19 protein-coding genes are annotated in these 19,932 nt (G+C 69.8%); 15 read left to right on the forward strand and 4 right to left on the reverse strand.

Going from position 1 to position 19,932, the window contains the following annotated elements:
- The first annotated feature begins 2 nt into the window (after positions 1 to 2).
- The 12 genes from ACFOM8_RS04355 (at position 3) to urtE (ending at position 10,773) form a co-directional block, all read left to right on the forward strand.
- On the forward strand, positions 3 to 314 hold the full coding sequence (locus ACFOM8_RS04355) for an urease subunit gamma (RefSeq protein ID WP_377759644.1): 312 nt from the start codon (positions 3 to 5) through the stop codon (positions 312 to 314).
- A complete protein-coding gene (locus tag ACFOM8_RS04360) occupies positions 315 to 878 on the forward strand; it encodes a HupE/UreJ family protein (RefSeq protein WP_377759646.1) in 564 nt (187 codons plus the stop codon).
- Complete coding sequence (locus ACFOM8_RS04365) at positions 879 to 1,184, forward strand: urease subunit beta (RefSeq protein WP_377759648.1); 306 nt, start codon at positions 879 to 881, stop codon at positions 1,182 to 1,184. It abuts the gene before it with no gap.
- The gene (gene ureC / locus ACFOM8_RS04370) at positions 1,181 to 2,866 is read left to right on the forward strand and encodes an urease subunit alpha (RefSeq protein WP_377759650.1); all 1,686 of its coding nucleotides are present in this window, start codon (positions 1,181 to 1,183) and stop codon (positions 2,864 to 2,866) included. Before ACFOM8_RS04365 ends, ureC begins: the two co-directional genes overlap by 4 nt.
- Before the next feature lie 12 nt (positions 2,867 to 2,878).
- The gene (locus ACFOM8_RS04375; RefSeq protein WP_377759652.1) at positions 2,879 to 3,397 is read left to right on the forward strand and encodes an urease accessory protein UreE; all 519 of its coding nucleotides are present in this window, start codon (positions 2,879 to 2,881) and stop codon (positions 3,395 to 3,397) included.
- A complete protein-coding gene (locus tag ACFOM8_RS04380) occupies positions 3,345 to 4,022 on the forward strand; it encodes an urease accessory protein UreF (protein ID WP_377759654.1) in 678 nt (225 codons plus the stop codon). The genes ACFOM8_RS04375 and ACFOM8_RS04380 overlap by 53 nt, the downstream gene beginning before the upstream one ends.
- Positions 4,019 to 4,654, forward strand: coding sequence for an urease accessory protein UreG (gene ureG / locus ACFOM8_RS04385; protein WP_377759656.1), 636 nt, complete (start codon positions 4,019 to 4,021; stop codon positions 4,652 to 4,654). Before ACFOM8_RS04380 ends, ureG begins: the two co-directional genes overlap by 4 nt.
- A 187-nt stretch (positions 4,655 to 4,841) precedes the next feature.
- Positions 4,842 to 6,125: an urea ABC transporter substrate-binding protein gene (urtA, locus tag ACFOM8_RS04390; protein ID WP_377759657.1), complete on the forward strand. Its 1,284-nt coding sequence runs from the start codon at positions 4,842 to 4,844 to the stop codon at positions 6,123 to 6,125.
- 53 nt (positions 6,126 to 6,178) lie between these two features.
- The gene (urtB, locus tag ACFOM8_RS04395; protein WP_377760070.1) at positions 6,179 to 8,095 is read left to right on the forward strand and encodes an urea ABC transporter permease subunit UrtB; all 1,917 of its coding nucleotides are present in this window, start codon (positions 6,179 to 6,181) and stop codon (positions 8,093 to 8,095) included.
- Positions 8,092 to 9,327, forward strand: a complete 1,236-nt coding sequence (gene urtC / locus ACFOM8_RS04400) for an urea ABC transporter permease subunit UrtC (RefSeq protein WP_377759658.1) — start codon at positions 8,092 to 8,094, stop codon at positions 9,325 to 9,327. Before urtB ends, urtC begins: the two co-directional genes overlap by 4 nt.
- Entirely contained in the window at positions 9,324 to 10,064 is a 741-nt protein-coding gene (gene urtD / locus ACFOM8_RS04405; RefSeq protein WP_377759660.1) for an urea ABC transporter ATP-binding protein UrtD, read from the forward strand. The genes urtC and urtD overlap by 4 nt, the downstream gene beginning before the upstream one ends.
- Before the next feature lies 1 nt (position 10,065).
- Positions 10,066 to 10,773 (forward strand): urea ABC transporter ATP-binding subunit UrtE, encoded by a 708-nt coding sequence (urtE, locus tag ACFOM8_RS04410; protein WP_377759662.1) that lies wholly within the window; start codon positions 10,066 to 10,068, stop codon positions 10,771 to 10,773.
- On the opposite strand, the gene ACFOM8_RS04415 is transcribed toward urtE, so the two are convergent.
- The 4 genes from ACFOM8_RS04415 to ACFOM8_RS04430 all read right to left on the reverse strand — a co-directional run bounded on the left by ACFOM8_RS04415 (position 10,774) and on the right by ACFOM8_RS04430 (position 15,188).
- Entirely contained in the window at positions 10,774 to 12,123 is a 1,350-nt protein-coding gene (locus ACFOM8_RS04415) for a PepSY-associated TM helix domain-containing protein (RefSeq protein WP_377759663.1), read from the reverse strand. It abuts the gene before it with no gap.
- Positions 12,124 to 12,180: 57 nt separating this feature from the next.
- A complete protein-coding gene (locus ACFOM8_RS04420; RefSeq protein WP_377759665.1) occupies positions 12,181 to 12,540 on the reverse strand; it encodes a DUF2946 family protein in 360 nt (119 codons plus the stop codon).
- A gap of 611 nt (positions 12,541 to 13,151) precedes the next feature.
- Positions 13,152 to 13,601 carry a DNA polymerase III subunit chi gene (locus ACFOM8_RS04425; RefSeq protein WP_377759666.1) on the reverse strand — a complete coding sequence of 150 codons (450 nt, stop codon included), beginning with the start codon at positions 13,599 to 13,601 and terminating at the stop codon, positions 13,152 to 13,154.
- 6 nt (positions 13,602 to 13,607) lie between these two features.
- Positions 13,608 to 15,188, reverse strand: coding sequence for a leucyl aminopeptidase (locus tag ACFOM8_RS04430; RefSeq protein ID WP_377759668.1), 1,581 nt, complete (start codon positions 15,186 to 15,188; stop codon positions 13,608 to 13,610).
- Positions 15,189 to 15,313: 125 nt separating this feature from the next.
- Here ACFOM8_RS04430 and lptF point away from each other — a divergent pair, with 125 nt between their 5' ends.
- Genes lptF through ACFOM8_RS04445 form a run of 3 tightly spaced genes read left to right on the forward strand, consistent with a single transcriptional unit; the run spans position 15,314 to position 19,913 of the window.
- Positions 15,314 to 16,441: an LPS export ABC transporter permease LptF gene (gene lptF / locus ACFOM8_RS04435; RefSeq protein ID WP_377759670.1), complete on the forward strand. Its 1,128-nt coding sequence runs from the start codon at positions 15,314 to 15,316 to the stop codon at positions 16,439 to 16,441.
- Complete coding sequence (gene lptG / locus ACFOM8_RS04440; RefSeq protein WP_377759672.1) at positions 16,438 to 17,547, forward strand: LPS export ABC transporter permease LptG; 1,110 nt, start codon at positions 16,438 to 16,440, stop codon at positions 17,545 to 17,547. Before lptF ends, lptG begins: the two co-directional genes overlap by 4 nt.
- Positions 17,544 to 19,913, forward strand: a complete 2,370-nt coding sequence (locus ACFOM8_RS04445; RefSeq protein ID WP_377759674.1) for an LPS-assembly protein LptD — start codon at positions 17,544 to 17,546, stop codon at positions 19,911 to 19,913. The genes lptG and ACFOM8_RS04445 overlap by 4 nt, the downstream gene beginning before the upstream one ends.
- The last annotated feature ends 19 nt before the right edge of the window (positions 19,914 to 19,932 follow it).

Consider the following 19,932-nt stretch of genomic DNA (forward strand, 5'->3'; position numbering starts at 1 on the left):
CGATGAACCTTTCCCCCCGCGAACGCGAGAAGCTGCTGGTGTCCGTCGCCGCGATGGTGGCCCGCGGCCGCCTGGCCCGCGGCGTCAAGCTGAACCACCCCGAGGCCATCGCGCTGATCACCGATTTCGTGGTCGAAGGCGCGCGCGACGGCCGCAGCGTCGCCGACCTGATGGGGGCGGGCGCGCATGTGATCACCGCCGACCAATGCATGCCCGGCGTGCCCGACATGATCGAATCGGTCCAGGTCGAGGCCACCTTTCCCGACGGAACCAAGCTCGTCACCGTTCACCACCCCATCCGCCACGAGGCCTGAATGAAAAGATTTTCCATCCTTGCCGCCGCCGTTCTGTTGCCGCAGGCCGCCTTGGCCCATGTCGGCCATCCCGGCCGGGGCCAGTTCGCCGACGGCCTGGCCCATCCCGCCGGCGGGGCCGACCACCTGCTGGCGATGGTTGCGCTTGGGCTTCTGGCGGCCCAGATCGGCGGGCGGGCGATGTGGGCGCTGCCCCTGGCCTTTGTGGGCAGCATGGTCGCGGGCGGGCTTGCGGGCGTCGGCGGGCTGCCCTTTCCGGGGGTCGAGCCGATGATCCTTGCCTCCGTCATCGTTCTGGGCGCGCTTGTGGCCACGGCCGCGCGTCCACCGCTGGCGCTGCTGGCGCCGGGGGCGGCGGTTTTCGGCTTTGCCCATGGCTGGGCGCATGGCGCCGAAGGCCCGTCCCAGGGGCTGGCTGCCTATGCGGCGGGCTTCGCGCTTGCCACCCTGGCGCTGCATCTTGCGGGCATGGCCGCGGGCAAGGCCTTGAACCATGGCGCCCTGCTGCGCGGCCTGGGCGGCGGCACCGCCGTGGCGGGCCTTGCCCTGGCCATGGGGGCCTGAATGATCCCCGGCGAGATTCTGACCGCTCCCGGCGAGATCGTCCTGAACCAAGGCCGCGATCCCGTCGCCGTGATGGTGGCGAACACCGGCGACCGCCCGATCCAGGTCGGCAGCCATTACCACTTTGCCGAAACCAATCCGGCGCTGGAGTTCGACCGCGCGGCTGCGCGCGGCATGCGCCTGTCCATTCCCGCAGGCACCGCCGTCCGCTTCGAGCCGGGCCAGTCCCGCGAAGTCCGCCTGATCGCCTTTGCGGGCGGCCGGGTCGTGCAGGGCTTCCGCAAAGACGTGATGGGGGCGCTATGACCCGCCTGTCCCGCGCCGATTACGCCGCGCTTTACGGTCCCACCACCGGCGACCGCATCCGCCTGGCCGATACCGAACTGCTGATCGAGGTCGAGCGCGACCTGACCGTCCCCGGCGAGGAGGTCAAGTTCGGCGGCGGCAAGGTCGTCCGCGACGGCATGGGCCAGTCCCAGGTCACGCGCGCGAACGGCGCGATGGACACCGTGATCACCGGCGTCGTGGTTTTCGACCACCAAGGCATCACCAAGGCCGACGTGGGTCTGCGCGATGGCCGCATTGCCGGCATCGGCAAGGCGGGCAACCCCGACACGCAGCCGGGCGTCACGCTGATCATCGGGCCGGGCACGGAAATCATCGCGGGCGAGGGGCGTATCCTGACGCCCGGCGGCTTTGACTGCCACATCCACTACATCTGTCCGCAGCAGGTGGACCACGCCTTGCATTCCGGCGTCACGACCCTGCTGGGCGGCGGCACCGGACCCGCGCACGGCACGCTGGCCACCACCTGCACCCCCGGCCCCTGGCACATCGCCCGGATGATGGAGGCCTGCGCGGACCTGCCCGTCAACATCGGCATCGCGGGCAAGGGCAACGCCTCGGTCCCCGCGCCGCTGGAGGAACAGATCCGCGCCGGAGCCTGCGCGCTGAAGCTGCACGAGGACTGGGGCACCACCCCCGCCGCCATCGACAACTGCCTGTCCGTCGCGGACCGCATGGACGTGCAGGTGATGATCCACACCGACACGCTGAACGAATCCGGTTTCGTCGAGGACACGATGGCCGCCATCGCGGGCCGCACCATCCACGCCTATCACACCGAGGGCGCGGGCGGCGGCCATGCCCCCGACATCATCCGCATGGTCGGCATGGGCAATGTCCTGCCGTCATCGACCAACCCGACGCGGCCCTATACGGCCAACACGGTCGAGGAACATCTCGACATGCTGATGGTCTGCCACCACCTCGACCGCCGCGTCCCCGAGGACGTGGCCTTCGCCGAATCGCGCATCCGCCGCGAAACCATCGCGGCCGAGGACATCCTGCACGACCTCGGCGCGTTTTCCGTGATCTCCTCGGACAGCCAGGCCATGGGCCGGATCGGCGAGGTCATCATCCGCACCTGGCAGACGGCCTCGAAGATGCGCCGCCAGCGCGGCCGGCTGCCCGATGAACAGGGCCGGAACGACAACAAGCGCGCCCGGCGATACATCGCCAAATACACGATCAACCCGGCCATCGCGCACGGCGTCGGCGCCCATATCGGAAGCATCTCCCCCGGCAAGCGCGCCGACCTGGTGCTGTGGTCCCCGGCCTTCTTCGGCGTCAAGCCCGAGATGGTTCTGGTCGGCGGCCAGATCAGCGTGGCCCAGATGGGCGATCCCAACGGATCCATCCCCGTGCAGCCGATCTTTTCCCGCCCGATGTGGGGACATGCGGGCCGCGCCTCGGCCCTGTTCGTCAGCAGGGCGGGACTGGAAGACGGCGCGGGCGAGGGGCTGTCGAAGACCCTGATCGCGGTGGAAAACACCCGCAACATCGGCAAGGCCGACATGGTGCTGAACGACGCCATGCCCCGGATCGAGGTCGATCCCGAAACCTACGAGGTCCGCGCCGACGGACAGTTGCTGACCTGCGAACCGGTCACGGAACTGCCGATGGCCCAACGCTATTTCCTCTTCTGAGGGAGAACCGCCATGATCACCGCCACCAGCATCGTCCGAAACGCCCCCGGACCCTTCCAGGGCGAGGTTTCGCTGGATTACGAAGGCCGCCTTTTGCGGCGCAAGAAGCTGTCCTGCACGACGGATTTCGGCTGCGCCGACTTTCTGGTCGATCTGCCCGAAACGACCAGCCTCGAGGACGGCGACGCCTTTGAGTTGTCCGACGGCCGTCAGGTCGTGGTGCGCGCCCGGCCCGAACCCGTGATGGTGATCCGGGGCCATCTGGCGCGCCTGGCCTGGCACATCGGCAACCGCCACACCCCCTGCCGGATCGAGGCCGACCGCCTGATCATCCGCCAGGATCACGTGCTGGAGGCGATGCTGCGCAAGCTGGGGGCCGAGATCTGCCACAAGGACCTGCCCTTCCGTCCCGAAGGCGGCGCCTACGGCCACGGCCGCACCTTCGGCCATTCGCATGGCCCCCTGGACGAACACGCGCATGACCAACCCCCCGCCGAAGGCCACAGCCATTCCCATCACCACCTCGCCTGAGGCCGCGCGCCTGCATCTGGCGCAAGTGCTGTCGCCCGCCTTTCCGGTGGGCGGCTTCGCCTGGTCGCAAGGCCTGGAATGGGCGATGGACGGGGGAACCGTCACCCGCGCGACCCTGCCGCAGTGGCTGGCCGACTGGCTGGACCACGGCGCGGGCTGGACCGATGCCGTCTTGGCCGCGCTGTCCCTGCGGGCCACGGATCACGCGGCCCTGGACGATCTGGCCCGCGCGGCCTGCCTGACCTCGCAGCGCCTGGCCGAAACGGCGGAACAGGGCGCCGCCTTCGCCGCCAACATGGCCGCGCTGACCGGCCAGCCGCAGCCCGCGGCATGCCTGCCCGTGGCCTTCGGCCGCGCCTGCGCCGCGCTGCCCCTGCCACACCCCGAGATCATCGCGGCCTTTCTGCAAGCCCAGGCCGCCTCGCTGGTTTCCGCCGCCGTGCGCTTCATGCCCCTTGGCCCGGTCGAAGGCCAGCGGATGCTGGCCGCCCTGCAACCGGCGATCCTTTCCGCCGCCGCCCGCGCGGCCGCCGCGACCGAGGCCGACCTTGCCGGCGCGGCCTGGGGCGCGGACATCGCCGCCATGCGCCACGAAACCATGCCCGTCAGGATATTCCGATCATGAGCGACAACCGACCCCGCCATGGACCCTTGCGCGTCGGCATCGGCGGCCCCGTCGGCGCGGGCAAGACCACGCTGACCGAACAGCTGGCCCGCGCCCTGGCCCCCCGCCTGTCCATGGCCGTCATCACCAACGACATCTACACGCGCGAGGACGCCGAGGCGCTGATGCGCGCCCAGGTTCTGCCGCAGGACCGCATCCGGGGCGTGGAAACCGGCGGCTGTCCCCACACCGCGATCCGCGAAGACGCCAGCATCAACCTGGCCGCCATCGCCGACCTGAATGGGGCCTTCCCGGACCTGGATCTGATCCTGATCGAATCGGGCGGCGACAATCTGGCCGCGACCTTTTCCCCGGAACTGGCGGACCTGACCATCTATGTCATCGACACCGCCGCGGGCCAGGACATCCCCCGCAAGCGCGGGCCGGGCCTGGCGCGGTCGGACCTGCTGGTGGTGAACAAGACGGATCTCGCCCCCCATGTCGGCGTGGACGCGGGCCTGCTGGAATCCGACGCGCGGAACGCGCGCGGTGCCCGTCCGGTGGTCATGGCGCAGCTGCGCCACGGCAAGGGCGTGAAAGAGATCGTCGATTTCCTGATCGACCAGGGCGGCTTGCAGCCCCGCGCCGCCTGAACCTGCCTGCCGCGCGGGCAGTTGCCCGCCATCCTGCCCGCGCGCGAACCACTTTCCGCATCCCCCCGGTCAAATCCGCCAGAAGCCTGTTCAGCCCCCCGAAAACCCGTCTTGCTGCACATGCGAAGGCCTTGCGCCTTCAGGAAAACAACAGGGGCACAGGGCCGAACGGCCGGGAAAGGTGATGATGACAAGACTGTCCGCGATGCTGGCGCTGACCACCGCCATGGCCTTGGCCACGGGCGCGATGGCGCAGAACGGCGAGCCGATCAGGATCGGCGTGCTGCATTCGCTGTCGGGCACAATGGCGATTTCCGAGACCACGCTGAAGGACACGGTTCTGATGATGGTCGAACGGCAGAACGCCAAGGGCGGCCTTCTGGGCCGCCCGCTGGAAGCGGTGGTCGTTGACCCAGCGTCCGACTGGCCGCTGTTTGCGGAAAAGGCGCGCGAGCTGCTGACCGTCAGCGACGTGGACGCGATCTTCGGCTGCTGGACCTCGGTGTCGCGCAAGTCCGTGCTGCCGGTGATCGAGGAGCTGAACGGGCTGCTGTTCTATCCCGTCCAGTACGAGGGCGAGGAATCGTCCAAGAACGTGATCTACACCGGCGCCGCCCCGAACCAGCAGGCGATCCCGGCGGTGGACTACATGGCCGAGGAACTGGGCGTCGAGAAATGGGCGCTGCTGGGCACGGATTACGTTTATCCGCGCACCACGAACAACATCCTGGACGCCTATCTCAAGGGCAAGGGCGTGGCGGAAGCCGACATCTTCGTCAACTACACCCCCTTCGGCCATTCCGACTGGTCCAAGATCGTGGCCGACGTGGTGGCGCTTGGCGCGGACGGCAAGAAGGTGGGCGTCGTGTCCACCATCAACGGCGATGCCAACGTGGGCTTCTACAAGGAACTGGCGGCGGCGGGCGTGTCGGCCGACGACATCCCGGTCATGGCCTTTTCGGTCGGGGAAGAAGAATTGGCGGGTCTGGACACCGCGAACCTGGTCGGCCACCTGGCCGCCTGGAACTATTTCCAGACCGCCGAATCCGATGCCAACGCCGCCTTTATCGACGAATGGAAAAAGTTCATCGGCGACGAGGACCGCGTGACCAACGACCCGATGGAGGCCACCGTGATCGGCTTCAACGCCTGGGTCGCGGCGGTGGAAAAGGCCGGCACCACCGATGTCGATCCGGTCCTGGACGCCATCGTGGGCGTCGAGGTTCCGAACCTGACCGGCGGCACCGCCACGGTCCTGCCGAACCACCACCTGACCAAGCCCGTCCTGATCGGAGAGATCCGCGAGGACGGCCAGTTCGACATCGTCAGCCAGACCGAGCCCGTGCCGGGCGACGCCTGGACCGACTTCCTGCCAGAATCGGCCAAGCTCGAGGCCGACTGGCCGGGCCAGGACTGCGGCATGTTCAACACGGAAACGGACACCTGCGTGCAGGTCCAGTCGAACTATTGATCCCTGCCGGGGGCGGCCTTGTCCGCCCCCCAACCATCGGGAACGCGCCCATGATCCGCCCGCTGATCGTTCTTGTCCTGACGCTGCTTGCCGCGGCGCCCGCCGCGGCCAACCCCGCGCTGGAGGCGGTGATCGCCGGGAATCTGGACGGCATCGAACGCCCGTCCCGGCGCACGGTCGAGCCGCTGGTGGCCCAGATCGCCGCCACGGGCCCCGAGGGGCTGGCACTGTTGTCGGCCTGGGCCAACCGGTCGCTGGGCCTTGCCGACAACGGACGGCTGCTGATCGTGGACGGCGACACGGCGACAGATGCCGTCACGGGCCAGCCTGTCCCCAATGCCGATCCGAAGATGCTGCGTCCCAATTCGGGCGTGCGCGGCGTCATCGCGTCCGCCCTTGTCGCGGGCGAGATCGCCAGCCCCGACCCCGCCCGCCGCGCGAGCGCCCTGGCATCCATCGCCCGCGACGGCACCCCCGGGCATCTGGAAGCCCTGCGGACCGCCGCGCCCGAGGACGATCCGGCCCTGGCAGCGCAGCGCGAGCGTGTCACCAACCTGCTGGCGATCCGTTTCGACCCCGACCCCGCCGCCCGGGTCGCCGCCATCGAGAGCATGGCGGGGGACGTGGGCCTCGATTTCCGCGCCGCGCTGAACCCGCTGCTGGCGACGACCCGCATCGCCGCGCCCGCCGAACCCCAGGCCAACATCGCCCGCGAACTGGCCGTGGGCGACGGCGATTTCCCGCGCGAGGCCGCTATCGCCCTGCTGACCAGTCAGGCTGTCCTGCAACCTCGCCTGACCCCGGCCGATCAGCGCAACGCCCTTGCCGCGAACATCACGAACGGCGCCGTGGGCGGCATTCCGGTCGCGGATCTCTCGGACCCGGCCGCCCGCGACCGCGCCTACGAGGCGCTGGAGGCCGCGGGCCTCGTGCCCCCCGCCGCGACCGAGGCCGAGGCCGATGCCGCCATCGCCGCCAACCGCTTCTTCGAAACCTATGCCGAACCGGACCGCGACGTGACCGAGGCCGCCCGCGCGGCCCAGACCCGCGCGCAGGTGCGGCTGGCGGCGATGACCGGCCTCGACCTGGGGCTGGACGCGCTGTCCTTGGCCTCGATCTATTTCCTGGCGGCGATCGGGCTTGCCGTCACCTTCGGGGTGATGCGCGTCATCAACATGGCCCATGGCGAATTCATCATGATGGGCGCCTATACCGGCTATGTCGTCCAGACCCTGGTGGCCGACCGCACCCTGTCGCTGGTGGTGGCGCTGCCGCTGGCCTTCGCCGTGACGTTTGGCGCTGGCGTCCTGCTGTACCGGCTGGTGATCCGGCATCTGGCGCGGCGTCCGCTGGAAACGCTGCTGGCGACCTTCGGCGTCTCCATCGCGCTGCAACAGCTTGCCAAGAACATCTTCGGCACCCAGGCCCGCCCGCTCACCGCGCCCGCCTGGCTGGAAGGGGCGATCACGGTCAACGACGTGATCTCGATCAGTTCGATCCGGGTGGCGATCTTCGTGCTGGCCCTGCTGTTCCTGGGATTGTTCCTGTTCATCATGAAGCGCACTCGCCTGGGGCTGGAGGTCCGCGCCGTCACCCAGAACCCCGGCATGGCGGCAAGCATGGGCATCAACCCCGACCGCATCGCCATGATGACCTTCGGCCTGGGGTCCGGCATCGCGGGGATCGCGGGCGTGGCCATCGGGCTGTTCGCGCAGGTCACGTCGGAACTGGGCCAGCAATACATCGTGCAAAGCTTCATGACCGTGGTGGTGGGCGGCGTCGGCACCATCTGGGGCACGCTGGCGGGCGCGGGCCTGATCGGCGGGCTGTCCAAGGTGATCGAGTTCATGAACCCCGCCAACACGCTGGCCGCGCAGACCTTTATGATCCTGTTCATCATCATCTTCATCCAGTTCCGTCCGCGCGGCATCATCCCGCAGCGCGGCCGCGCGGCAGAGGCGCAAGCATGACCCCCCGGCCCTTCATCCTGCGAAACCCGTCCATCCTGGTGGTGCTGGCGGTCCTTGCGGCCTTTACAGCCGCCGTCACGCTGCTGAGCCAGGCCTACGGCACCGGCGCGATCCCGACATCGACCGTCAAGGTGCTGGGCAAGACCCTGTGCCTGGCGCTGGCGGCGGTCGCCATGGATCTGGTCTGGGGCTATCTGGGCATCCTGTCGTTGGGGCAGATGGCGTTCTTCGCCCTTGGCGGCTATCTGATCGGCCAATGGCTGATGTATGCGCGGACCGAAGGCATCGTCGCCGCATCCTTGGCAACGAACCCGATCCCGCCCACCCCCGCCGAGTTGCAGGAAGGCGTGGCGAACCAGATCTTCGGCGTGGTGGGGTCGTCCGACCTGCCGCTGGCCTGGTCCTTCGCCCATTCCCTGCCGCTGCAACTGGTGCTGGTGCTGGCGGTGCCCGGCCTGCTGGCGCTGGTGTTCGGCTGGCTCGCGTTCCGGTCCCGCGTGAACGGGGTCTACCTGTCGATCCTGACCCAGGCGATGACGCTGGCGCTGGCCTTGTGGCTGTTCCAGAACGACAGCGGCTTTCGCGGCAACAACGGGCTGTCGGGGTTGCAGAACATCCCCGGCCTGGACGCGGTGGATCAGGCCACGCTGTCGGTCTGGTTCCTGTGGGCATCCGCCGCCGCCCTGGCGCTGGCCTATGTGCTGGCGGCCTGGACCGTCAGCGGCAAGTTCGGCAGCGTGGTCCGCGCGATCCGCGATGACGAAACACGCGTGCGCTTCCTCGGCTATCCGGTCGAAGGGTTCAAGCTGGTGGTCTTCACCCTGGCCGCGATGATCACCGCCGTCGCCGGGGCGCTGTATTACCCGCAGGCCGGCATCATCAACCCGGCGGAACTGATGCCCATCGCCTCGATCTACCTCGCCGTCTGGGTCGCCATCGGCGGACGCGGGCGCTTGTATGGCGCGATCGTCGGCGCGGTGGTCGTGTCGCTGCTGTCAAGCTGGTTCACCGGGGGACGCGCGCCCGGGATCCGCCTGCCGAACTATACCGTCGAATGGGTGGACTGGTGGCAGGTGGCGCTTGGCCTGTGCTTCGTGCTGGTCACGCTGTTCGCGCCCAAGGGCATCGCCGGCATCGTCGATCGGCTGGGCGGATTGCGCCCGCCGCAGCGGCATGGCCGCGGCCTTGGTCCCGACCGGGGCGCGTTGCAGGAACAGGAGGCCAAGGCATGAGCGCGCTTCTGGAGGTGGACAGCATCTCGGTCAGCTTCGACGGGTTTCGGGCGATCAACAACCTGTCCTTCAACATCGGCGAGGCGGAACTGCGCGCCGTGATCGGCCCCAACGGCGCGGGCAAGACCACCTTCATGGACATCGTGACCGGCAAGACCCGCCCGGACAGCGGCGACGTGAAATGGGGCACGCCGCCGAAATCGCTTTTGCGCATGAACGAGGCGCAGATCGCGCGCGAGGGCGTCGGCCGCAAGTTCCAGCGTCCCACCGTGTTCGAGGACCAGACCGTGGCCGAAAACCTGACCATGGCGCTGAAAGCGAGCCGCAACCCCTTCGCGGTGCTGGGCTGGCGTCCGTCGCGCGCCTCGGCGGAACGCGTGGCGGACCTCGCCTCCGAGGTCGGGCTTGCCGCCCAGGTCGCGCGCAAGGCGGGCGAGCTGTCGCACGGCCAGAAGCAATGGCTGGAGATCGGGATGCTGCTGGCGCAGGAGCCGCGCCTGCTGCTGGTCGATGAACCCGCCGCCGGAATGACGCTGGCGGAACGGGAACAGACCACCGCGCTGCTGGTGCGGCTGGCGCGGACGCGGGCCGTGGTGGTGGTGGAACACGACATGGACTTCGTGCGCCGCCTGAACTGCAAGGTCACGGTGCTGCACCAGGGATCGGTCCTGGCCGAAGGGTCGCTGGACCACGTGACCCGCAATCCCGACGTGATCGAAGTCTATCTGGGGCGCTGAGATGCTGGAAGCCGCGAACCTGACCCTGCAGTACGGCGGCAGCCAGATCCTGCACGGGATCGACATTGCCGCCCGGCCCGGTTCCGTCACCTGCGTGATGGGCAACAACGGCGTGGGCAAGACCTCGCTGATGAACCTGCTGGCCGGACGGCATCCACGGTCGGGCGGGACCGTCCGCTTCGACGGCAAGGACCTGGGCCGGATCACCGCGCAGCAGATGGCGCGGATGGGCGTGGGCTATGTCCCGCAGGGCCGGGCGATCTTTCCCATGCTGACCGTGCGCGAGAACCTGGAAACGGGCTTCGCCTGCCTGCCCCGCGCCGAGCGCCGCATCCCCGACGCGATCTTCGACAGCTTCCCCGTCCTGGCCGAGATGGCGCACCGGCGCGGCGGCGACCTGTCGGGCGGCCAGCAGCAGCAGTTGGCCATCGCCCGCGCGCTGATCACCAAGCCCCGCGTCCTGCTGCTGGACGAGCCGACCGAAGGCATCCAGCCTAACATCATCGCGCAGATCGGCCGCGTCATCGCCGGTCTGCGCGACCGGGGCGACATGGCCATCGTCCTGGTGGAACAGTTCTTCGATTTCGCCTGGGATCTGGGGGACGACTTCCTGGTGCTGGAACGGGGCCGCGCGGTGATGCAGGGGCCCAAGGCCAGCCTGCGGCGCGCGGATCTGCACGCCCGGCTGGCCGGACACGCGGCGGCGTGATCAGGCCGCGGCCCGCATCCGCAGCAGATCGACCGCCAGGAAGAAGGCCAGGCTGATCCCCAGCACCGGCAGCCCCCAGCCAAACCCCGCCGCCAGGGCCGCCCAGAACAGGCGCTGCCCCGGTGTCAGGCGCCGCCAGGTGGCCCACAGCGGCTCGCCCCCGGCGGGACGGCGCGACCACCACATGCGGTATCCGTAAACGATCATCACCATCAGCCCCATCGCCAGACCCGCCATCAGCATCTGGTTCGCCACCCCGAACAGCACCCCCATATGGGCGTCGATGCCCCAGCGGATCAGCTTGGGGATCAAGGGAAAGGTCGCGAAATCGGCGCGGCTGGTGATCTGCAACGTGTCGGGGTGGATCGCCACGGTGTCGACCTGGGTGGGCCAGCTGCGGTCGTATTCGCGCACCACCCAGGCCTGGCCGGGCTTGGGCAGGCGGATCTCCATCAGCGGGGAATCGATGCCGCCCGCGCGGGCGGCGGCGGCCACGGCGTCCAGCCGGTCCAGCCGGTCCTCGCGCGCCGCAAGGCCGTGACCCCCATGGGCACCGTGATCGCCATGGTCCGAGGCGGGCAGCGCAGGACCCGCCAGTGCCGTGCTGGCGGATGGCGTGACCCAGCCAAGCTGCGTCCGCAGGGCGTCGATGCGCGCGCCGCCCGCCTGCGACCAGGTCAGCCCCGTCAGCGACACGAACAGCAACGCCAGCGACAGAACCACGCCGATGGCGGAATGCAGCCAGCGGCGGCGCTGCGGGGCGGGCATGGCGGCCACGGCCCGGCGGCGGCGCGGCCCGGTGGCCCACAACGCGACGCCGCCCAACACCGCGACCCACAGCCAGCTTGCCGCCAGTTCGCTGTAATAGCGCCCGAAACCGCCCAGCATCATGTTGCGGTGCAGGTAATCCAGCGCGATGCGGAAGGGCAGGATGCCCGAGGTGCCATAGGTGGTCAGCTCGCCCCGGACTTCCAGCGTGGCGGGATCGACGAACAGCGTCCGGTTCTCCGATTCGCCCAGCGAGGGATCCGAGAACATGATCCGCGTGGTGGTGCCCGGCGCGGTGGCGGGACGCACGGCCGACACCGCAAGATTGGCGCCCAGGGCGTTCCGCGCGGCCAGCGCCTGATCGGCCAGCCTGCGGGACGGGCCGGTGCTGCCGGTGTAAAGCGCGTCCCGGTACAGCCAGGATTCGACCTGCGGGGTCAGGACGTAAAGCAGCCCGGTCAGGGCGGCGACGAAGATAAAGGGGCCAACGAAAAGCCCGACATGGAAATGCATCCGCAACAGGAACGGACGCAGCGCGGTGCGGGCGGCATCGGCCCGCGCGGAATGGGTGATCTGTGACATTGGCTCGACCTGAAGAACAAGGGCATGTGCCACCCTGCGGGCGGCGCGGCTTTGGATTCAGATCAGGTGCGGCGGGCCGCGCTTCGGGACGGCGGGATCGCGCGCATGACCCGCAGCGCGGCGGATCTGCGGCAGGACGACCCGGGCCAGGATGCGCCGTTCAGCATCCAGCAGGGACGCCGCGACGGGCGGCAGGCCGATCGGCGCGGCCAGGTTGCACAGGGGACAATGGTTGGCCCGGTGGTCCGCGCCGTGATCGCCGCAAAGATCGTCCAGCGACCCGCCCGCCATCGTCCAGGCTTCCAGACGCAGATCCATCTCGGAAGGGACGGGACGCGCGGTCATGCCCGCCGCGAGGGCGAGGATGAGCAGGCCGATAAAGGCCAGATTCCACGGCTGACGGACCAGGCGGCGCATGGCGCAAGCGATGCACGATATGCCTCTGGCATGGCAAGATCGAAATTGCCGCAGGGGCGCGCCCGGAAAAGGGTCCGGCGGATCCCTTTCGGCGGCGGCGGACGGGCACATCCTTGGGTGGGCGATTCACGCTGCACCCTTGCCGCGACGCAAAGGCAGCGGCTTTCGCCATGAAGGCCCGCAGGGCTTCGCCAGACGCCGTGGACGCAAGCGGCGCTCCGGATGGATCGCGACGTTCTGCCAAAGGCCCGGCGGGCCTTGCGGCCGGCGCGGCCGGCTGTTCACGCAGGCATGCCGCCGAACGAAACGCAATGGCCGCCGGTCCTTTGCCGCCCCGGATGCGGACAGGCGGCCCGTGGCGGGATCTGCCCGACGGCCCGGCGGTTGGGGCCTTCCGGCGGTTCAGCGGCTGGCGCGAAGCTGATTGGCTGCAAGCGCGTGTCGATGCCCTGACGGACGGGCCGGACAATCCGGCGCGCTTTCGCCTGATGCCGGAAAGCCGCCGGGATGCGTCTGCGCCCGCAGGCCAGGCCGGATCCTCGCGGCAGCGGCCTGTCCCGCCGCACGCGTCGTCGCCGGCGATGAAACCCCGCGGGCCCAAGGGGCCAGCCTTATCTTTTCCGTTCCCACCGCCCCGATTCCTCGGACCAGTATTCCGCCGCCACACCCGCGCCGGTCAGCACGCGCCACTGGTCGCGCGCCCGCGCCGTGGCCCCGGCATCGCCGCCGTCGAAGATGATGCAGGCGCGCGACAGGGCCTCGCATTCGGCGGGCGCGACCTCGGCCCCGTCCAGCGCCATCAGGCAGGCGGGGCGGTTCGCGGCCGCCTGGCCCGCCAGCGTCAGCAGCACGGGCTGGCGCGCGTCGTGCGGCCCGCCCGCCAGCCCGTGCGGCAGAAAGCCGTCGCCCCCCCACAGATGCAGATCCAGCCGCTCCATCCGGGCCGGATCGGTGCCGCGCAGTTCCACATGCCATCCCGCCGCCAGCGACTTACCGATCAGCACCGGCAAAAGGCTTTCGGCGGGCGAGCGGAGGAGGTGATAGAACAGCGCGTTGCCCATCGGGGCTTACCGGGCCTCGTAGCGGTCGCGGATCAGGCGGTCCAGCGTCATCACCCCCCAGCCGGTCGCGCCCTTGGGGGCCAGATCGGTGGCCCCCGGCGGCAGCGCCACGCCCGCGATGTCGATATGCGCCCAGGGCGTGCCCTTGCGGATGAAGCGTTGCAGGAACTGCGCCGCCGTGATGGATCCCGCCGCGCGGCCGCCGGTGTTCTTCATGTCGGCCAGGCGCGACTTGATCAGATTGTCGTAGGACTGGCCCAGGGGCAGGCGCCAGGCGCCCTCGCCCTCGGCCCGGGCGGCGGCCAGGATGCTGTCGGCCAGCGCGTCGTCATTGGCGAAAACGCCCGCGTTGTCGTGACCAAGCGCGATGATCACCGCCCCGGTCAGCGTCGCCAGGTCGATCACGGCGGACGGGTCGAAGCGGGTCTGCGCGTACCACAGCACGTCGGCCAGAACCAGACGCCCCTCGGCGTCGGTGTTGATCACCTCGATCGTGTCGCCCTTCATGGATTTCACGATGTCGCCCGGACGCTGCGCCTTGCCGTCGGGCATGTTTTCCACAAGGCCCACCAGACCCACGACATTGGCCTTCGCCCGGCGCAGCGCCAGCGTCCGCATGACCCCCGCGACCACGCCCGCGCCACCCATGTCCATGGTCATCTCCTCCATGCCCGCCGCGGGCTTGATGGAAATGCCGCCGGTGTCGAAAACGACGCCCTTTCCGACCAGGGCCAGGGGCGCCTGGTCCCCGCCGCCGTTCCAGCGCATCACCACCACCTTGGAAGGGCTTTCAGACCCCTGGCCCACGCCCAGCAGCGCGCGCATGCCCAGGTCGGCAAGCTGGTCCTCCTCCAGCACCTCGACGGTCAGGCCGATCTCCTCCATGGCCTTCAGGCGGTCGGCGAAATCGGTGGTGGTCAGGATATTGGCCGGTTCGTTGACCAGATCGCGGGTGAAGAACACGCCTTCGGCCACCGCCGCGGCGTCCCGGGCGTTTCTTGCCAAGGCTTCGGGATCCCCGACCATGAAGGTCACGCGGGCCTTTTCGGATACCGGCTCGTCCGGCGCCTCGGGCGTGCTGTCGGCCTGGGCGTCGGCGATCACCGCATTGTCGGCCTCGTGGGTGACGCTTTGCGGGATCGGGTCGGCGCCCGCGTCCTCGCCCCCCTCGGCAGGCTTGGTCTGATAAACCGAGAAGTCGTAGCCCCGCAGGGCGATGCCAAGCGCGATCTCGTTCGCCAGCGGGTGATCGCCCGCCAGAACAAGGGTGTGCGCCTTTCCCAGCTTGGCGCCGATGGCCGCGCCCGCCTTGCGGGCCTGCGCCACGTCGGCGTCACGGGGCAGCGCCACCAGCATCAGCGCGTCCGCCGCCATGCCCGCCGGAAAGGCCAGTTCCAGCGCCGCGCCGGGCTTCAGGCCCTTGCCCGCCTTCGACGCCATCGCCCGCCGCGCCGCCTGGAGGGCCGCGTCCGGCAGGCCCGGCGGCAGATCCCCCCCCGGCTGGACGATCATCGCCACCCGTCCTTCGTGCCCGGCCAGACGGTCGGCGGCGGTTTCGGTGAAGGTGATTTCGACAGGGTGGGTCATCGCGTCCTCATCATTCTGCGGAAGAAAGCCTAGACGCCCCGCGCACCCTTTTCCAGAGCCGCCCTTGCCGCTAAGCAAGACGTGACCGCCGCCCCCGACATGGCTTCAAGGACAACCCCCGCGACATGCCCCGGATCAACCGCTACATTCTCGGCCAGTTGCTGACGCTGTTCGGGTTCTTCGCGCTGGTGCTGGTGTCGATCTACTGGATCAACCGCGCCGTCAGCCTGTTCGACGATCTTCTGAGCGACGGGCAGACCGCGCTGGTGGTGCTGGAATTCACGGCGCTGACGCTGCCGCTGGTGATCTCGGTCGTGCTGCCGGTCGCGGCCTTCGCGGCCACGGCTTATGGCACGAACCGGCTGTCGGGCGAATCCGAGCTGGTGGCGATGCAGGCGGCGGGATTGTCGCCCTGGCGGCTGGCGCGGCCGGTGCTGGTCTTCGGGGTCTTCGTGGGGCTGATGGTCGCGGTGCTGGTCCACGGGCTGGTGCCCCTGGCCCGCGCCCGGCTGGCCGACCGGCAGGCGGAACTGGCCCAGGACGTGACCGAGCAGTTTCTGCGCCCCGGCACCTTCCAGTATCCGGCCGAGGGCATCACCCTGTTCATCCGCGACACCGCCACCGACGGCCGCCTGCTGGATCTGTTCATCGAGGACGCGCGCGATCCCGCGAACCAGACCATCTACACCTCCGAGGAGGCCCTGGTCGTCCGGGCCGAAACCGGCCCCGTGCTGATCCTGCTGCGCGGCATGTCGCAGAACCTGCGGCAACGGGGGGACCGGCAGACGCTGGCCGTCACCCGGTTCGACGAATTCAGCTACGACATCGGCGCGCTGTTCGCCGGCGGCGGGCGGAAAGGCCGCGACCTGCGCGATTATGGCACGCTGCGGCTGCTGAACCCCGATGCCGCCCTGCTGGCCGCGACCGGGGCCAGCCCCGCCGATGCCCGCCGCGAGGCGCATGAGCGCATCGCCCAACCCCTTTTGTCGCCCGTCGCCGCGATGATCGGCTTTGCCACGCTGCTGATCGGCGGCTATTCGCGCTTCGGCGTCTGGCGGCAGGTCTTGTGGGCCATTCTGGGGCTGATCGCGGTGCAGTTCCTGACCAATGCCGCCGCCAATCAGGCGGGGCGCGACCCTGGGCTGTGGCCCGTCCTGTATGCGCCCGCCCTGATCGGCGCGGCGCTGTGCTGCGGGCTGCTGCGGCTAGCGGCCGGGCCGCGGCGGCTGAAGCGCCGGGAGGCCGCCGCATGATCCTGGCCCGCTATGTCGCGCGGCGCTTCCTGCGGTCCTTTCTGACCATCGCGGGGGTGTTCCTGCTGATCCTGCTGCTGATCGACATGATCGAGATGATCCGCCGCTTTTCCGACCGCGACATCGGCTTGGGCGGCGCCTTCGGGCTGGCGGCGCTGAACGTGGCCGCAAGCTTTTACTCGATCCTGCCGCTGCTGACCGTGCTGGCGGGGATCGCGCTGTTCCTGAACCTGGCGCGCACGTCGGAAATGGTGGCGATCCGCGCCTCGGGGCGGTCGGCGCTGAAGGTGGTGACGGCGCCCGCGATCACGGCGGTGCTGGTGGGGGCGCTGACCGTGGCCTTTCTGAACCCCCTGGTCGCCGTGACCGGCGCGCGCTTCGATCGGGCCGTGGCCGAGATCGAGCGCGCCAGCCGCCAGACCGTGTCCGTGGGCGACAGCGCGGTCTGGCTGCGCCAGGCCGTGGTGGAGGGATCCCAGGAAGCGGGCCAGATCGTTATCCGCGCCCGCCGCGCCAGCCCGGATGCGACGACGCTTTACGACGCGACCTTCATGGTTTTCGACGAAACCCTGGGTCCCGTGCGCCGGGTCGAGGCGCGCGAAGCCCGGCTGGTTCCCGGAAAGTGGGAACTGACCGATGTGCGCGACTATCCCCTGACCGAGGCGAACCCCCAAGCCGCCGCCGCGACGGCCGCGCGGATGGAGCTTGCCTCGGACCTGACCGCGCAGCGCATCCGCGAAGGCTTCGGCCGCCCCGAAGCCGTGCCGGTCTGGCAGCTGCCGGGCTTCATCGCGGGGCTGGAACGGGCGGGCTTTTCGGCGGCGCGCCACAAGGTCTGGTTGCAGATGGAACTGGCCCGGCCCTTTCTGATGGCCGCAATGGTGCTGATCGCCGCGGCCTTCACCATGCAGCATGTGCGGGGCAGGAACACCGGCGGGGCGGTGCTGCTGGCCTTCGGGGCGGGGATCGGGCTGTTCTTCCTGCGCAATCTGGCGCAGGTTCTGGGCGACAACGGCCAGGTGCCGCCCTGGCTTGCGGGCTGGACGCCGCCCCTGGTGGGCGGCCTGCTGGCCATGGCGCTGATCCTGGCGCGGGAGGACGGATGAAGGGCCACATCTTGAAGGCTTGGACCCTGGGGCTGGCGCTGCTGCCGGGGTTCGCGCTTGGCCAGACGGTGCTGACGCGGGATCCGGGCCTGGGCGCGGGCAGCATCGGCGGATCGGGCACCCTGGGGTGGAGCGACGAGGCCGCCCTTGCCCCGACCGCCGCGCCGCTTGGCAACAGCATCCTGGGCGACCGCACCCCCGGCGCCGCCCCTCTTCAGGCCGTCGCCCCCGATGCCGACGTGACCCTGCCCGGCCGCGACGCCGGGGGGCCGCCCGACGACGCGGCCACGGTGCTGGCCGACACCTTTGTCATACAAGGCGACCGGACGCTGATCGCGGCGGGAGGCGTGGTGGCCTGGTACCAGGGGGCGCGGCTGGTGGCGTCCCGCATCGTCGTGAACGGCGCGACGGGCGAGCTGACCCTCGAAGGCCCCATCCACCTGTCCCGCCCCGGCGCCGCCGACCCCGAGGCCGAGGCCGTGCTGATCGCCGATTCGGGCCAGATCGACCGCCGCTTGCAGGACGGCATCATCCGCGGCGCGCGGCTGGTGCTGGCGCGCGAATTGCAGCTGGCCGCGACCGAGCTGACGCGCACGGGCAACGGGCGCATGACCAACCTGCGCCATGTCGTGGCGTCGTCCTGCCAGGTTTGCGCCAGCGATCCGACGCCCTTGTGGGAAATCCGGGCGCGCAACATCACCCATGACGCCGAAACCCGGCTGATCACCTTCGACCGCCCGCAGTTCCGCGCCTTCGGCCTGCCCCTGGCCGCCGCGCCCTTCGCGCTGACCGCGCCCGATCCCACGGTGGAACGCCGCACGGGCTTTCTGCGGCCGGAATTCCGCACCACCTCCAACCTGGGCTTCGGCATCAAGCTGCCTTACTTCGTCACCCTGGGCGATCACGCGGACGTGACGGTCACACCCTATGTCTCGGCCAGCCGGACCCGGACGCTGGAGCTGCGCTATCGCCAGGCCTGGGCGAACGGCGTCACCGAATGGAACGGCGCGATCAGCCGCGACGACATCGAGCCGGGCGAGACCCGCGGATACCTGTTCGGCAACGCCCTGTTCGAGCTGCCGCGCGGCTATCGCCTGGGCGTGCAGGTGCAGGCGGCGTCGGACCGGGGCTATCTGCTGGACTACGACATCACCGAGGCCGACCGGCTGTGGAGCGGCTTCACCCTGGAGCGCGTGACCCGCGACAAGCTGTTCTTCGGACGGACCGGCAACTATCACTCGCTTCGCGACGACGAGAACAACGAAACCTCGCCCGCCCAGGTGGCCGACGTGATCTGGCAGCGCCGCTTCACCCCCGACTATATCGGCGGGGAAGGGCTGCTGGAATGGTCGGTTCACGCGCATCGCCGCCCTTCGGACCGGGACGGAGCGGGCCGCGACATCGCCCGCGCCTCGGTGGGCCTCGACTGGCGGCGCAGCGAGATCCTGCCGGGCGGCGTGGTCGGCGCGGCCCTGGCCGGGATCGACGCCGACATTTACCGCATCGCGCAGGACAGCCGCTATGACGACCTGGTGGCCCGCGGCGATCCGATGGTGGGGGCGGAACTGCGCTGGCCCCTGATCGGCGGCGCCGACGGCGTGACCCACATGGTCGAACCCGTGGCGCAGATCCTTTATTCGCCCCCGGGCCGCGACGACGACATCCCCAACGAGGACAGCCGCCTGATCGAGTTCGACGAGGGCAACCTGTTTTCCGACAACCGCTTTCCCGGATGGGACGCCCGCGAAAGCGGGCTGCGCGCCAATCTGGGCGTGACCTGGACGCGGTTCGATCCGACCGGATGGTCGCTGGCCCTGACCGGGGGCCGCGTGCTGCGCGCCGACCCGGACGAGGCCTTTCCCGATGACTCGGCCCTGTCCGGCACCAGCTCCGACTGGCTGGTTTCGGCGCAATACGACAGCGGCATCGGCCTTGCCATCGCCAACCGGGCGCTGTTCGACGACAATCTGGACATGTCGCGCAACGAACTGCGCCTTGGCTGGCTGCGCGACGACCTGCAACTGTCGGCGGGCCATCTGTGGCTGGACGGCGACAGCCGGGCCGAGGTCGAGCTTCCCGACATCAGCGAACTGGTCGCCAATGTCGGCTGGCAGATCCGCGCCGGCTGGTGGGGCCGCGCCGAAACCCGTTACGACTTCGCGGCCGACCGGGCGCAGCGCGCCTCGCTGGACCTGACCTATCGCAACGAATGCCTGACGGTGGACATGGGCGTGTCGCGCCGCTTCACCAGTTCGGACAGCGTGAACCCGGAAACCAGCGTCGGCCTGTCGGTCCGGCTGGGCGGCTTCGGCACCAGCCAGGACGACCTGCCGGGCACGGTGGCGCGCCGGTCCTGCATGCGCTAATCTTGCGCCAAGAAACAAT

Source organism: Paracoccus angustae, assembly GCF_042648745.1.
In the GTDB taxonomy this organism is placed as follows: domain Bacteria; phylum Pseudomonadota; class Alphaproteobacteria; order Rhodobacterales; family Rhodobacteraceae; genus Paracoccus; species Paracoccus angustae.

What these genes read in the sequence shown, in the direction of transcription:
- ACFOM8_RS04355 (WP_377759644.1), top strand. Translation starts at nt 3, where the DNA reads ATGAACCTTTCCCCCCGCGAACGCGAGAAGCTGCTGGTGTCCGTCGCC.
- ACFOM8_RS04360 (WP_377759646.1), top strand. Translation starts at nt 315, where the DNA reads ATGAAAAGATTTTCCATCCTTGCCGCCGCCGTTCTGTTGCCGCAGGCC.
- ACFOM8_RS04365 (WP_377759648.1), top strand. Translation starts at nt 879, where the DNA reads ATGATCCCCGGCGAGATTCTGACCGCTCCCGGCGAGATCGTCCTGAAC.
- ureC (WP_377759650.1), top strand. Translation starts at nt 1,181, where the DNA reads ATGACCCGCCTGTCCCGCGCCGATTACGCCGCGCTTTACGGTCCCACC.
- ACFOM8_RS04375 (WP_377759652.1), top strand. Translation starts at nt 2,879, where the DNA reads ATGATCACCGCCACCAGCATCGTCCGAAACGCCCCCGGACCCTTCCAG.
- ACFOM8_RS04380 (WP_377759654.1), top strand. Translation starts at nt 3,345, where the DNA reads ATGACCAACCCCCCGCCGAAGGCCACAGCCATTCCCATCACCACCTCG.
- ureG (WP_377759656.1), top strand. Translation starts at nt 4,019, where the DNA reads ATGAGCGACAACCGACCCCGCCATGGACCCTTGCGCGTCGGCATCGGC.
- urtA (WP_377759657.1), top strand. Translation starts at nt 4,842, where the DNA reads ATGACAAGACTGTCCGCGATGCTGGCGCTGACCACCGCCATGGCCTTG.
- urtC (WP_377759658.1), top strand. Translation starts at nt 8,092, where the DNA reads ATGACCCCCCGGCCCTTCATCCTGCGAAACCCGTCCATCCTGGTGGTG.
- urtD (WP_377759660.1), top strand. Translation starts at nt 9,324, where the DNA reads ATGAGCGCGCTTCTGGAGGTGGACAGCATCTCGGTCAGCTTCGACGGG.
- urtE (WP_377759662.1), top strand. Translation starts at nt 10,066, where the DNA reads ATGCTGGAAGCCGCGAACCTGACCCTGCAGTACGGCGGCAGCCAGATC.
- ACFOM8_RS04415 (WP_377759663.1), bottom strand. Translation starts at nt 12,123, where the DNA reads ATGTCACAGATCACCCATTCCGCGCGGGCCGATGCCGCCCGCACCGCG.
- ACFOM8_RS04420 (WP_377759665.1), bottom strand. Translation starts at nt 12,540, where the DNA reads ATGCGCCGCCTGGTCCGTCAGCCGTGGAATCTGGCCTTTATCGGCCTG.
- ACFOM8_RS04425 (WP_377759666.1), bottom strand. Translation starts at nt 13,601, where the DNA reads ATGGGCAACGCGCTGTTCTATCACCTCCTCCGCTCGCCCGCCGAAAGC.
- ACFOM8_RS04430 (WP_377759668.1), bottom strand. Translation starts at nt 15,188, where the DNA reads ATGACCCACCCTGTCGAAATCACCTTCACCGAAACCGCCGCCGACCGT.
- lptF (WP_377759670.1), top strand. Translation starts at nt 15,314, where the DNA reads ATGCCCCGGATCAACCGCTACATTCTCGGCCAGTTGCTGACGCTGTTC.
- lptG (WP_377759672.1), top strand. Translation starts at nt 16,438, where the DNA reads ATGATCCTGGCCCGCTATGTCGCGCGGCGCTTCCTGCGGTCCTTTCTG.
- ACFOM8_RS04445 (WP_377759674.1), top strand. Translation starts at nt 17,544, where the DNA reads ATGAAGGGCCACATCTTGAAGGCTTGGACCCTGGGGCTGGCGCTGCTG.